This window comes from Streptomyces sp. JK94, from assembly GCF_053613315.1.
In genome coordinates, this window is the sequence record NZ_JBSICH010000008.1 from 15,026 (window position 1) to 27,816 (window position 12,791).

Sequence of the window (12,791 nt, forward strand, 5' to 3'; positions counted from 1 at the left end):
CCGCGCCGGGCCATCGCGGGCGCGAGCTCCGCGACGAGGAAGTACGGCGCCCTGACGTTGAGGCCGAACACCGCGTCGAAGTCCGCCTCCGTCGTCCGCTCGGTCGGGCCGAACGGAAAGGCGCCCGCGTTGTTGACCAGTACGTCGATCCGTCCGAACCGGGCCACCGCGGCCTGCGCGAGGCGCCTCGCGGGGGACTCTCCGTACAGTTCGGCGGCGATGAAGTCCGCCACGCCGCCGGTCTCGGCGATGGCCTCGACGACCTGCCGCCCACGCTGTTCGTCCCGCCCGGTGACGGCGACGTCCGCACCGCGCCCGGCGAACGCCATCGCGGTCGCCAGGCCGATCCCGCTGGTCCCTCCGGTCACCAGGGCCTTCACGCCGGCCATGTCCCGCACGCCCGGCGGCTGTCCGGGCTGTGTGTGCGTGGTGTCGGTCATGCGCCCTCCTCCGCGCCGGTGGTCGCGGTCGTCCAGGCGAGAACCCGCTCCGCGATCCCCGGTGCCGACAGACCGTGAGCGTGCAGCAACGCGTCCCGGCCACCGGGCCCGAGGAAGTCCGTCGGCAGGGCGAGGCAGGCCACGCGCGTCCTGGCACCGGTCTCGGCGACGGACCGGCCGAGGCGCTCGCCGAACCCCCCGCGGCCGATGTTGTCCTCGACGGTCACGGTCAGCGGATACGTGCTCGCCAGCGTCACCAGCGCGTCGGGAACGGGCGCCACCCAGCGCGGGTCGACCACGGTCGCTTCCACGCCCTGACCGGCCAGCAGCGCGGCCGCCTCCGTGCAGGCGCTCGCCAGAGGGCCGACGGCTGCCAGCAGCACGTCCGGGTTCCGCGGCGCGCGCAGGACGTCCAGGTCGTCGACCCGCTCGACAGCCTCGACGCCGGCCCGTGCCGGCCCTTTCGGGAACCGCAGCACCGTCGGGCCGTCGTCCCGGTCCAGCGCATCGCGCAGCAGAAGGCCCAGCTGTGCCGTGTCGCGGGGAGCGGCCACCCGCAGCCCGGGCACGAGGGACAGCCAGGACAGGTCCCAGATGCCGTGGTGGCTCGGTCCGTCGGGCCCGGTCACACCGGCCCGGTCCAGCACGAACACGACCGGCAGACGGTGCAGGGCCACATCCATCAGTACCTGGTCGAACGCCCGGGCCAGGAAAGTCGAGTAGATCGCCACCACCGGCCGCAGCCCGGCGGTGGCGAGCCCGGCGGCGGAGGCGACCGCGTGCTGTTCGCTGATGCCGACGTCGAGCACCCGGTCGGGGAACTTGGCGGCGAACTTGTGCAGGCCGACCGGGACGGTCATGGCGGCGGTGATCCCGACCACCTCCGGGCGTTCGGCCGCCAGGGTGAGCATCTCGTCGGCGAAGACATCGGTCCATGAGGGCGCGCCCGGCCTCGGGACGGCGCCGGTGGCCGCGTCGAAGCGCCCCACCGCGTGCCAGCAGTCCACCTCGTCGCGGGCGGCCGGCGGGTAGCCGCGCCCCTTGTCGGTCAGGCAGTGGACGACCACGGGGCGCCGCATCCGCACCGCGGTCCGCAGGGCTTCCTCCACCGCGGCGCAGTCGTGGCCGTCGACGGCTCCCAGGTAGGCGATCCCCAGACTCTCGAAGAAGGCCGAGTGGTCCGTGGGCTGTCTGCCGAGCGCGTCCAGATGCCGTGCGAGCGCCCCGGCCGTGGGCCGGTAGGACCGCCCGTTGTCGTTCAGGACCATCACCAGGGGCCGCTCGGGGGCGGCCCCGATGTTGTTGAGCGCCTCCCAGGCCAGTCCGCCGGTGAGCGCGCCGTCGCCGACGACGGCGACCACCTTGCGGTCATGGTCCCCGCGCAGCGCGAACGCCCTGGCCATACCGTCCGCGTACGAGAGTGCGGTGGAGGCGTGGGAGTTTTCGATGACGTCGTGGTCGGACTCCGCTCGCGAGGGGTAGCCCGACAGCCCGCCGGCCGAGCGCAGGCCGCCGAACCGCTCTGCCCGGCCGGTCAGCAGTTTGTGCACGTACGCCTGATGGCCGACGTCGAAGAGGAGCACGTCACGCGGGGACTCGAAGACGCGGTGGAGCGCGACGGTCAGTTCGACCATGCCGAGGTTCGGACCGAGGTGGCCGCCCGTCCTGGCCACGGCTTGGACGAGGAACTCGCGTATCTCCGCGCACAGTTCACCGTCGCGGCCCCGATCGAGCCTTTTGAGGTCGGCGGGTGAGGTGATGTCCTGGAGCAAGGTCATGACCGTGTCTCGCCCTCCCCGCCCTCGTACCCCGGTTCCTGCCCCTGTTCCTCCGCGATCCGCAGCGCCTCCTCGATCAGCGTCTCGACGATGCGGCTCTCCGGTACCGTCCGCACGACCTCGCCGCGGACGAAGATCTGGCCCTTGCCGTTCCCGGAGGCGACTCCGAGATCGGCCTCGCGCGCTTCCCCGGGGCCGTTGACCACGCATCCCATGACGGCGACCCGCAGCGGCACGGGCAGCCCCTCGAGCCCGGCGGAGACCTCCTCCGCCAGCCGGTACACGTCCACCTGGGCCCGACCGCAGGAGGGGCAGGAGACGATCTCCAACTGCCGCGGGCGCAGCCCCAGCGACCGCAGGATCTCGACCCCGACCTTCACCTCCTCGACCGGCGGCGCCGAGAGCGAGACCCGGATGGTGTCCCCGATGCCCTGACGGAGCAGGCAGCCGAAGGCGGTCGCCGACTTCACCGTGCCCTGCTGGATCGGACCAGCCTCGGTGACGCCCAGGTGGAGCGGCTGCTCGCACTGCTGGGCCAGCAGTTCGTACGCCTCGACCGTCACCATCGGGTCGTGGTGCTTCACGGAGATTTTGAAATCGTGAAAACCGTGTTCGGTGAAGAGTTCGGCCTCCCGCATCGCCGATTCGACCAGCGCCTCCGCGGTCGCCGAGCCGTGCCGTGCCAGGACGCGGGGGTCGAGCGACCCGGCGTTGACGCCGATGCGCAGCGGCACGCCGTGGTCGCTCGCGGCGCGGGTGATGTCCTTGATCCGGTCGTCGAAACGCTTGATGTTGCCCGGGTTGACCCGCACCGCCGCGCAGCCCGCCTCGATCGCCGCGAAGACGTAGCGGGGCTGGAAATGGATGTCGGCGACGACGGGTAGCGGCGACTTGGCGGTGATGGCGGGCAGGGCCTCGCAGTCGTCGCGCGAGGGGACCGCGACCCGGACGATGTCGCAGCCCGCGGCCGTCAGTTCGGCGATCTGCTGGAGCGTCTCGTCCACGCGCGCGGTCACGGTCGTCGTCATCGACTGGACGGAGACGGGGTGGTCGCTGCCGACGCCGACGGAGCCGACCGTCATCTGTCGTGTCTTACGGCGCCGGGGCGTGGGCCGTCCGAGCGGGACGCGCGCGACGGTACTCATGCGGGGCCTCCAATTCCGGCTCGTGCGGGGTGCCGGCCCATCAATGGTTCCGGTTGGAGAGGTAGTTGGTAAGCGAGAGCAGGGCGGCCACGCGGTCCACCGGCAGTCCCCGTACGGAGCTGAGCTCCTCGCGGGCCAGCATCTCGAAGCGCTCGATCTCCCGCACCGCCCTCGCCCGGCCGCCGGCCCGGGTGACCAGCCCGGTGGCGCGGCGCGCCTCGTCCTCCCCGACCGGCCCCTCGTCGGCGTAGAAGCGGGCCAGTTCGGCGGCTTCCGGGGTGTCGGAGGCGAGGGCGGCCGTCACGGGGAAGCTGCCCTTTCTGCTGCGCAGGTCCGAGCCGACGGGCTTGCCGGTGCGCCGGGGGTCGCCCCAGATGCCCAGGATGTCGTCGGCGATCTGGAAGGCGAGACCGAGCCGGAGACCGAACCGGCTGAACCGTCGTGTCGCCTCCTCGGAGGCGCCGGCCAGCAGGGCGCCGAGCTCGCAGGCGCAGGCCAGGAGAGCCCCGGTCTTGTCCGCGGCGACCGCGAGCGCCTCGTCCGGGCTGGCCTCGGCCCGGCCCTCCAGCGAGAGGTCGGCCATCTGTCCGGCGGCGAGCCGGGTCACGGCCTCGGCCAGCAGCCGCGTCGCGCGCGGGTCGGCGGCCGAGGGCCCGTCCAGCATCAACGGGGCCTGCGCAAGCAGCAGATCGCCCGTGAGGATGGCGGCCGGGATCCCGTACTCGTGCCAGACGGCCGGGCGTCCGCGGCGTTCTTTGTCACCGTCCATGACGTCGTCGTGGATGAGGGAGAAGTTGTGGATCATCTCCACGGCGGCGCCCCCGGCCGCGACGCGGGAGATCGTCTCGGCGTCGCTGGTGAAACACTCGCCGGTCAGCACGGTGAGGGTCGCGCGGACCATCTTGCCGCTGGTGGTGGCCGTCGGCAGATCACCCGACGGCCACCCGAAGTGGTGGGCGACCATGGGCCGGAGCCGGTCGTCGAACCGGGTGACCGCCTGTTGGAGGATCGGGGTCACCATCCGGTTCACGCGCTCGATCTCCGGCGGGGTCGCCCTCGGCGCGGCGTCTGGGGGCCTGGGGCCGTACAGGTCTTGGGTTGCTGCCGTCTCGGCATGCACAGCTCACCTCGGAAGTCTCATGCTCAGGAACGGAGGTACTTTCCGTCGGGCCGGGCAGGTGGGCCTCACACGGGGTGGCTCACCGCCCGGGCGTTCGGGCCCGACACCTCGCTGATCAGTTCGGCGGGCACCGTCACATCGTCGAACCAGCGCCCGCCGAAGGGGCGCGGCATGGGCAGGATCTGATCGCTGGAGTAGGCGAGGATCTTGCGGTTGTACGCGCGCATCTCGTCCCGGAGGGAGGCGGGCAGCTCGCCGTCCAGTGTGAGGGCGCGTTCCATCTCCCCGAGCAGTCGCCGGGTCTGGTCGATGGTCTCCAGTACGGCCTCGCAGAATTCACTGCGCAGCACGCCGTATTCGCCCTTGATGCTGACGAGCCGTGCGATCGCCTCGTAGGAGACGTCCTGAAGATCGCGTCGGCTGAGCCACTGCGTCTCGTAGTTGAGGCGGCGGTACCAGATCGGTTCGATCATGGCCTGCCGGTGTTCTTCAAGCGTGCGGTGGAAGATCCGGTAGCCGTGCTTCTCGGGTTCCTCGAAGAAGCGGCATCCGGGGTCGAGGAAGGGCACCATCGGGCAGATGAGCGGCAGTGCGGGCCATCCGTCGAACTTGCGGATCAGGCGCTCTGAGTAGGCGACGGTGTCCATCACCGACTGGCGGTCCTGATACGGCATGCCGATGAAGAACCACACCATGACGCCCTTGATCCCGGCGTCCAGCGCCCGGGGGATCCACCGCTCCATCTCTTCCATGGTGAACGTGCCGCGCCCCGCCGCCTTGCTGATCCTGGGATCGTGGGACTCGGGCGAGAGCAGGACGTAGGCGTCGGTGGATTCGCCCATTTTCTTCAGGGTGTCGTCCGGCGTCAGGTTGAACTGCTCGAAATAGACACTCCGATAACCGAAGTCGTGCACGGCGTCGAGGTAGCTGTGCATGCGGGTCTTGTTCTCGGAGTAGCACTGCAGGGCGTAGATGGAGGTGTGTTTGGCCGCCTCCCCCATCGTCCTGAGCTCCTCGATGATCAGGTCGTTGTCCTTCTGCACGAGGGTTTTGCGGACGCCCATGATGTTGCGGTAGGCGAAGCGGGAGCCTCCGCACCAGCCGCAGTCGTGGGCGCATCCGGTGTTCGGCAGCGTCATGATGAGTTTGCTGGAGAGCGGCGTCACCGGTGTTTTCTTGTAGTACGACCAACTGTTGGCGACGTTGTTGTAGTTGGTCTGTGGCTTGTGGTCGAACCCCGTGGATTCGACCTCGTCCCCGGAGGTGTGGAGAAGGTTCGGGATCGAGCGGAAGTCCCGGTCTCCCCTCAGCACCTGTTCGGTGAGGAGGCGGACGGGTTCGAGGGTGTCGTAGCCCCGCACCACGACGTCCACCGCGTCGTACCGGGCGAGTTCCTCGGCGTAGTAGGTCGCCGAGATGCCGCCGAAGACGGTCAGCGCGTCCGGATGGACCCGCTTGACGAGCTTCGCCAGCTCGATCGCGCCGTAGCACTGCGTCATCCAGTGCAGGTCGAAACCGAAGATGGGTGCTTCGAGCCGGCCTATCAGCGCTTCGACGTCGAGTTCGGGGTGCATCAGCATCAGCGAGGCGACATTGACGATGTCGCACTGCACGTCGTGCTCGGCCAGATGCTGTTTGATCGAGAACCAGCCGATCGGATACATCTCGTACACAGAGGTCACGTTGACGCTGTCGCTGTCACTCAGATAGGCGAAGAGGAGATCGTCACGCTCGCGGAAGTCGAAGACGCTCGGTGCGTGCAGGAGGAACATGTCGGACTTCAGCTCATGCATGGGCGGACGACCGCCTCTCGTGCACCATCGCGCTGAGGTTGTCGACGTTCTTGAAGCTTTCCGGAGTGACCTCGCTCCAGGGCAGCTTGACCTCGAACTCGTCGAGTATGTGGGCGATCAGGATCGTGGTGTTCAGCGAGTTGAGAATGCCCAGTTCGAGGAGTGGTGTGTCACCCGCGAGTTCTCCTTGAGGGTCTCCGGACAGGAAGCTCTCCCGGATGAACGCGAGCAGCTTCGCTGCGATCTCTTCTCGTTCCTGCCTGGCTGTCACTGACACCCCTCGTATGTTGTGTGCGGAGACCAGGGCCGTGAGGTCGAGCTTCCCCCGGTCGTTGCGGGGCAGCGCGTCGACGAAACGCACGTCGTCGGGGATCATCTGCGGGGGCAGCCGCCGCGCCAGATGGCGTCTGAGCCCGATGTTCCCCAGGGTGCTCGCCGGGGTCCTGGCCACGAACGCGGCCAGATGCCGTTCGAGCCCGTCCCCCACGGCGGCGACCGCGGCCTCGGCCACCTCCGGATGCGTGTGCAGTGCCACCGACACCTCGCTCAACTCGATGCGGTGGCCCCGGACCTTGACCTGTGCGTCGGCGCGCCCGAGATAGTCGAAGGAGCCGTCGGCCCGGACTCTGACCCGGTCCCCCGTGGCGTAGGGGCCGTGCTGGGCCGGCCGCCCCCAGTACCCGAGGAAGACGGTCGGGCCGTCGACCATGAGCTCGCCCTCCTCACCGGGTCCGGCCGCCCGGCCGTCGGGACCGGCCGCCCAGACGCGGTCGCCGCTGCAGGCCGCGCCGATCGGGACCGGGACGTCGCGCTTCAGATCCCCGGGCCGGACCTCGTGATAGGTGCACACGTTGGTCTCGGTCGGGCCGTAGAGGTTGAGCAGCCGGGCGTCGGTCCACTCGGCGAACTCCCGGACCTGGTGGACGGGGAAGGGTTCGCCCGCGAAGAGCACCGCACGCAGCGCCGCGGGGGCCGGCCGGTCCAACAGGCCGCCGTCGCGCCGCATGAGGCTCAGCACGGAAGGAACGGAGTACCAGACGGTGATGTGCTCCCGGTACAGGAACTCGACCAGGCGTGCGGGGGCGTACGCCAATGCGGTGGGGACGGGGCAGACCGCCGCGCCCACCGCGAACGCGGCGTAGATGTCGAGGACCGACAGGTCGAAGGAGAACGAGGCGTGGTTGGCGAACCTGTCCCCTGGCCCTGCCGACAACTCCTCGACGGCCCACTCCACGAACGCAAGGGCGTTGCGGTGGCTGATGGTGACGCCTTTCGGCGTTCCTGTCGAACCCGAGGTGAAGAGGATGTAGGCGGGTTCGTCCTCGCCGACGACGACATACGGCGCTGCGCGCGCGTCCCCGTCCGCCCCGGCGGCGCTGTCCGGCGTCTCGATGTCGACGCAGGCCAGAGCGGTCCGTAGGGTGTCGGGAACGCGTGGGAGCAGTTCGGCCGGGGCACACAGCGCGCGTGCCGCGCACTCGTGGGCGAGGGTTTCGACCCGCTCCGCGGGGCTGAGGGGGTCGAACGGGACGTAGACGGCGCCGAGCCGCAGGACGGCCTGCATGGCGGCCAGCACGTCCGCCGATTTCGGACCCCATACGAGGACGCGGTCGCCGCGGCCGACGTCCTGGCCGGCCAGGACGCGGGCCACGGCGTCGGCGCGGGCGTCGAGCTCCGCGTAGGTCACCGTGCCGCAGGGGCCCGCCACGGCCGGGGCCCGGGGGGTGCGCGCCGCGGCGTCGGCGAGCAGCGCGTGGAGGTTGGCGGGCTTGCTCACAGGCCCATCCCCTTGACGATGATCTCCCGCTGGATGTCCGTCGTCCCCGAGAAGATGTGCAGGGGGACGAGGTCGCTCAGCCGGCCGCCGACGCCCTCCGCAGTCAGATATCCCTTCGCCCCGAACACCTGCGCGGCGTCGATGCCGTTGGCGACCGCGCTCTCCGCGACGGCGACCTTGGCGAGGGCCGCCGCCTGACCGGCGTCCTGGCTGCCCCGGTCGACCTGCCAGCACGCCCGGTACAGCAACAGGCGGCTGCTCTCCAGGCGCTGTTTCATGGTGGCCAGACGGTGGGAGACCGCCTGGAAGTCCGCGATGCGCCGGCCGAACTGCCGCCGTTGCCCGGCGTGCGTGACGCAGCGCCGCAGCTGGGCCTCCATCGTGCCCAGGTAGATCGCGGGCAGACACGCCCGCTCCCAGATCATGGACGTCTGGAAGATGGCGCTGCCCTGGCCTTCCACACCCATCAGGTACGCGCCGGGGACGCGGCACCCGGAGAACTCCACCCGGGCGGCGACGCAGCCGTGCAGTCCCGCCTTGGCGAGGGGCGGGCCGATCCGCAGTCCCGGCAGATCCGTCGGGACGGCGAACGCGGACAGTCCGAGGAACCCGGCGGCGGGCGCGGTGACCGCGTAGGTGACGAGGATGTCGGCCAGGGGGCCGTTGCTGACGAAGGACTTCACCCCGTCGAGCACGTACGCGTCGCCGTCGCGCACCGCGGTCGTCGCGAGCCGGCTCACGTCCGAACCGGCCCCGTCCTCGGTCATCGCGTTGGCGGCGATCGTCCTGCCGGAGCCGAGGCCGCGCAGCAGTTCGGCCCGGACCGGCTCGCCGGCGTGCTCCGCGAGGGCGGTGCCGCAGGCCAGCAGGTGCGCCGCGATCGCGAAGGCGAGCCCGGTGTCGGCGCCGCCCGCGCAGAACGCCTCCAGGCCGAGAGCCGTGTCGAGCGCGCCGAGCCCGCCGCCCCCGTGGTCCTCGGGCAGGCACAGGCCGGTGATCCCGGACTCTCCCGCGGCCTGCCACACGTCTCTTCCGGCGGCCTCCCCCGGCTCGGGGCGGGGCAGGCGGCCGGCGGCGTCGCGCATGCGCCGGATCCGCTGCCGCTGTTCCTCGGTGAGGTCAAACTCCATTGGCCTGGGCCTCACGTTTCCGGGTCGGGTCGGTGCCGAGGACGCGGACGACCGCCGCCTTGTACGTCACTCCTGGGGAGAAGCCGCACAGCAGCACGTGGTCCCCGGCTTGGAGTCGCTCCGTCGCCAGCAGGTGGTGCAGCGCCGCCATGTGGTCGCTCGCGCCGAGGTGCCCGACGGTCCTGCCGAAGTCCCACGTCGACCGTTCGAGGGGGAAACCGAGGATCTTGAGGTAGGAGGCGGCCGCCCGGCGCGGCATGCCGTGGATGAGGACGTGCTTGATGTCGTCCGCCGTCACGCCGGCCTCCTCCAGCGCCTGCTCGGTGCAGACGACGTTGTGCCTCTGGTGGCCAAGGAGCAGCCGCACCCACGAGCCGTCCTCCTCGGCCGCGCGCTGGAAGGCGGCGCCTCTGGCCCCGTAGTCCAGGGCGGTGGCGGTGGTGGCGCTGGGCGGGAAGAGCGGCTCACCGCCCCGGTGGGCCTCCTCCATCGCCGAGAACGTGGCCGAGCACAGGGAACGCAGCTCCGCGAGTCCCGGCGTGGTGCTCACCACGACGGCGCTGGCACCGTCCCCCAGGTAGGCCACCCCGTCGCCGGGGTTCCACCTGTCGATCAACGGCGTGCCGAAGTTGTCGCTCGCGGTGACCAGCGCCGCCGGGACATGGGGGAAAGCCTTGAGGTACCCGGCCGCGAGTTCCAGCGCGCCGAAGGTTCCGTTGCAGCCGTTCCTGACCTCGATCGCGAGCAGGTCGTCGCCGAGCAGGTGCCGTTGCAGATACGCCTGGGGGCCCCAGCCGTCGGGGCCCTGGTGCCAGACGCCCGTGTAGAGGAGCAGCCCGATGTCCTCGGCGCTCGTCCCGCTGCTCTTGAGCGCCTCCTGCGCGGCGGCCAGGGCCATCTCCGGCGCCGCGGTCCGTCCCGCGACCGCGACCCCCGCCAGTCCGTACTCCGCCGCCGTGCCGGCCGGGACGAGCCCCTGTTCCACCGCCGATCCGATGCTCTGCGCCGTGGGCAGGAACACGCCGATTCCGGCGAGGTAGATGTCCCGGATACGCACAAGTCCCCCCCTACTCAAGCGGTGTTGCCGGAGCGCCTTCGCACGACCAGATCCGCGATCGAGCGCAGCGAACTGGCGGCGCCCGGTGACGCCTCGGTCTCCCAGTCGATGTCGAATTCCGCGCCTACTTTGTCGAGCAGCAGAACCAGCGTCAGCGAATCGACGCCGAGGCTGAGGAACGACGCGTCGCGCTCCACCGGTACGTCGGCGGGCAGGTCGTCCCAGACATCCCTGAGGAGCGAGTCGAGTCGGGCGAGAACACGTTCGGGATCGACTGGCTCTGAATTTTCCGTGACCATGTCCACAGAACCTCGGTCCTCCTGACGAAGGGGGCGCCATTCCCCGATATGGCGGGGAAAGCGACCTTTTCGTGCTGTTCTACGGAGGATGCGCCTTATCCTCGCACCCCTGTTCGCCGGGCAGTACCCTCACTTCTGGGGGCCGTCAGGCCCAACGCACGCGCAGCGGGAGCTTCCTGGCTCCGACGATGCCGCGCGCGTCGTGGTACTCGACGCCGTCCGCGACCGCTATCCCGCTCCAGCGGCCGAGCATCTTCTCCAGGGCGATCCGCCCCTCCAGGCGGGCGAGCGGTGCTCCCAGGCAGAAGTGGATCCCGTGGCCGAGACTCAGGTGCGGATTGGGTGCGCGATGGATGTCGAAGGTGTCCGGCGCCGTGAACCGTCGCTCGTCCCGGTTGGCCGAGGCCAGCCAGGCGAGCACGATCCTGCCCGCCGGCACGGTGTGTTCGCCGACCCGGACCTCTCGCGTCGTCCTGCGCATGCTCGGAGCCAAGGGGGTACGGAAGCGCAGTACCTCCTCGATGGCGCCGGGCAGGGCGCTCGGGTCCGCGCGCAGTGCCGCGGCGACGTCCGGGAACTCGTCCAGACACAGGATGACGTTGGTCAGCAGCGCGGTGGTCGTGATGTGTCCGGCGAGCAGCAGCAGCCCCACGAATCCGATGATCTCGTCGTCGTCCAGGCGCTGGCCGTCCACCTCCGCCGCCACGAGCTTGCTGACCAGGTCCTGGCCCGGCGCGGCCCGCCGCCGGCGGATGTGCTCCAGGCAGTAGGCGTTCATCTCCCGCATGACGACCGCCATGGCCTTCGTGCGGTCCTCGTTCGGTATGAAAGACGTCTGGCTCTCCGGGGCGACCAGGGAGTCGGCCCAGCGCCCGAACATCGGGCGGTCCTCGGCGGGGATGCCCAGCAGTTCGGCGATCACGGTGACGGGGAGGGGGGACGCCAGGTCCGCGACCAGTTCCAGCTGGTCGGCGCCGGCCTTCGCGTCGATCAGTCCGTCGGCGATCACCTCGATGCGCGGGGCGAGTTGCGCGACCACTCCCGGGGTGAAGGCCTTGCTCACCAGGGTGCGCAGCTTGCGGTGCTGGGGCGGGTCCTTGCGCAGGAGGTTGCCCTTGATGAAGCGGTCGACGTCTTCCTGCGCCGGCATGAACGAGCTGAAGTCGGAGGAGAAGGTGCCGGGGTCGGCGAGGACGCGCTCCACGTCGGCGTGGCGGAAGACGTGCCACACACCGGCTTCCTCGTCATGGCTGACGGGTTCGCTCTCCCGCATCCGCCGGAACCAGGCGAGCATCGTCGCGGCATCGGCGGACTGGTCGGCCAGCCGGGTCCCTTGTTCGGTCGCCGTCATCTCGGTCGTCCCTTCGTACGCGTTCACGCGGGGGTCAGCGCCGCGTTCACCGCGACCGTGGTGTAGCCCATGGTGAAGCCGCCGCCCATGGCGTCGATGACGGCGCTGACGCCGTCCTGCACCTGTGCCACTTGGTCCGCGGAGTGCTGACCGAGGTCGCCGTGGGTGGGCATCTGGTCCAGCCACTCGTCCCGGGTGTAGGGCTTCTCCCAGTGGAAGCGCCACTCCTGCGCCGCGTCGAAGACACCGGCCTGCCGCATCCCGTCGGCCGCCTTGCCGCTCAGCATCGTGTATCCGTCGAGGGTGCCGGCCGTCCACTGGCGTGCGACGAGCGAGTCGGGCACCACCCGCCGGTAGATCTCACCGAAGGACCGCAGCACCTCGGGCGGCGGGACCTCCGCGTTCCAGAAGACCGTCAGCTGCCCGCCGGGACGCAGCGCCTGGGCCGCTCTCACCGCACCGGCCGCCGGGTCCAGCCAGTGCCAGGTCTGCCCGGCGACGACCGCGTCGAAGGACCGGCCGGCCGGTTTCCAGTCCTCGAACGTCGACTCCTCGACCTCGAGCCCGCGCCCCCGGGCGAACCCGGCCATCCGCGGGTCCGGTTCCACTCCGAGCACCGTGCAGCCGGCCGCCTGGAACTGCCGGGCCGCGATACCCGTACCGCAGCCGACGTCGAGGACGTCGAGCCCGGTGCGGGCTCCGACGATGCGGTGGAACAGGGCTTCCGGATAGCTGGGCCGGGTCCGGTCGTATCGCGCGGGGTCCGCGCCGAAACCCTCCGCCACCCGCCGCTGTTGCGGAAGCTGGTCCTCGGAGAATCCATCCTTGGAGAAGGCGTTCCCGGAGAACTCGTCCTCGGAGAAAGAGACTCGCGTGTCGGGCACAGGCTGTACCGCCTTTC

The 12,791-nt window shown here is 70.5% G+C and carries 10 protein-coding genes and 1 pseudogene; all 11 read right to left on the bottom strand.

The genetic code is table 11. The annotated features are described in order from the left end of the window. Positions 1-35: 35 nt before the first annotated feature. Positions 36-440: pseudogene (locus ACVV2G_RS08935) on the bottom strand (SDR family NAD(P)-dependent oxidoreductase); the annotation flags it as partial. After that, entirely contained in the window at positions 437-2,218 is a 1,782-nt protein-coding gene (locus tag ACVV2G_RS08940; protein ID WP_453842071.1) for a 1-deoxy-D-xylulose-5-phosphate synthase, read from the bottom strand. The pseudogene ACVV2G_RS08935 and the gene ACVV2G_RS08940, both read right to left, overlap by 4 nt. Next, entirely contained in the window at positions 2,215-3,363 is a 1,149-nt protein-coding gene (ispG, locus tag ACVV2G_RS08945) for a flavodoxin-dependent (E)-4-hydroxy-3-methylbut-2-enyl-diphosphate synthase (protein ID WP_453842072.1), read from the bottom strand. The genes ACVV2G_RS08940 and ispG overlap by 4 nt, the downstream gene beginning before the upstream one ends. A 40-nt stretch (positions 3,364-3,403) precedes the next feature. Further along, complete coding sequence (locus ACVV2G_RS08950; protein WP_453842117.1) at positions 3,404-4,384, bottom strand: polyprenyl synthetase family protein; 981 nt, start codon at positions 4,382-4,384, stop codon at positions 3,404-3,406. 164 nt (positions 4,385-4,548) lie between these two features. Beyond that, positions 4,549-6,276, bottom strand: a complete 1,728-nt coding sequence (locus tag ACVV2G_RS08955) for a cobalamin-dependent protein (RefSeq protein ID WP_453842073.1) — start codon at positions 6,274-6,276, stop codon at positions 4,549-4,551. Further along, on the bottom strand, positions 6,269-8,053 hold the full coding sequence (locus ACVV2G_RS08960) for a non-ribosomal peptide synthetase (protein WP_453842074.1): 1,785 nt from the start codon (positions 8,051-8,053) through the stop codon (positions 6,269-6,271). Before ACVV2G_RS08960 ends, ACVV2G_RS08955 begins: the two co-directional genes overlap by 8 nt. Next, positions 8,050-9,183: an acyl-CoA dehydrogenase family protein gene (locus ACVV2G_RS08965; protein WP_453842075.1), complete on the bottom strand. Its 1,134-nt coding sequence runs from the start codon at positions 9,181-9,183 to the stop codon at positions 8,050-8,052. The genes ACVV2G_RS08960 and ACVV2G_RS08965 overlap by 4 nt, the downstream gene beginning before the upstream one ends. Then, the gene (locus ACVV2G_RS08970; RefSeq protein WP_453842076.1) at positions 9,173-10,240 is read right to left on the bottom strand and encodes a ketoacyl-ACP synthase III family protein; all 1,068 of its coding nucleotides are present in this window, start codon (positions 10,238-10,240) and stop codon (positions 9,173-9,175) included. The genes ACVV2G_RS08965 and ACVV2G_RS08970 overlap by 11 nt, the downstream gene beginning before the upstream one ends. Positions 10,241-10,254: 14 nt before the next feature. Then, complete coding sequence (locus ACVV2G_RS08975; RefSeq protein ID WP_453842118.1) at positions 10,255-10,539, bottom strand: phosphopantetheine-binding protein; 285 nt, start codon at positions 10,537-10,539, stop codon at positions 10,255-10,257. Positions 10,540-10,684: 145 nt separating this feature from the next. Beyond that, positions 10,685-11,890, bottom strand: coding sequence for a cytochrome P450 (locus ACVV2G_RS08980; RefSeq protein ID WP_453842077.1), 1,206 nt, complete (start codon positions 11,888-11,890; stop codon positions 10,685-10,687). 23 nt (positions 11,891-11,913) lie between these two features. Then, positions 11,914-12,774, bottom strand: a complete 861-nt coding sequence (locus ACVV2G_RS08985; RefSeq protein ID WP_453842078.1) for a class I SAM-dependent methyltransferase — start codon at positions 12,772-12,774, stop codon at positions 11,914-11,916. Between the last annotated feature and the right edge of the window lie 17 nt (positions 12,775-12,791).

Excerpts from the sequence above, each read along its gene's own strand:
- ACVV2G_RS08975 (WP_453842118.1), bottom strand. The coding sequence starts at position 10,539 with ATGGTCACGGAAAATTCAGAGCCAGTCGATCCCGAACGTGTTCTCGCC.
- ACVV2G_RS08980 (WP_453842077.1), bottom strand. The coding sequence starts at position 11,890 with ATGACGGCGACCGAACAAGGGACCCGGCTGGCCGACCAGTCCGCCGAT.
- ACVV2G_RS08940 (WP_453842071.1), bottom strand. The coding sequence starts at position 2,218 with ATGACCTTGCTCCAGGACATCACCTCACCCGCCGACCTCAAAAGGCTC.
- ACVV2G_RS08950 (WP_453842117.1), bottom strand. The coding sequence starts at position 4,384 with ATGGTGACCCCGATCCTCCAACAGGCGGTCACCCGGTTCGACGACCGG.
- ACVV2G_RS08965 (WP_453842075.1), bottom strand. The coding sequence starts at position 9,183 with ATGGAGTTTGACCTCACCGAGGAACAGCGGCAGCGGATCCGGCGCATG.
- ispG (WP_453842072.1), bottom strand. The coding sequence starts at position 3,363 with ATGAGTACCGTCGCGCGCGTCCCGCTCGGACGGCCCACGCCCCGGCGC.
- ACVV2G_RS08955 (WP_453842073.1), bottom strand. The coding sequence starts at position 6,276 with ATGCATGAGCTGAAGTCCGACATGTTCCTCCTGCACGCACCGAGCGTC.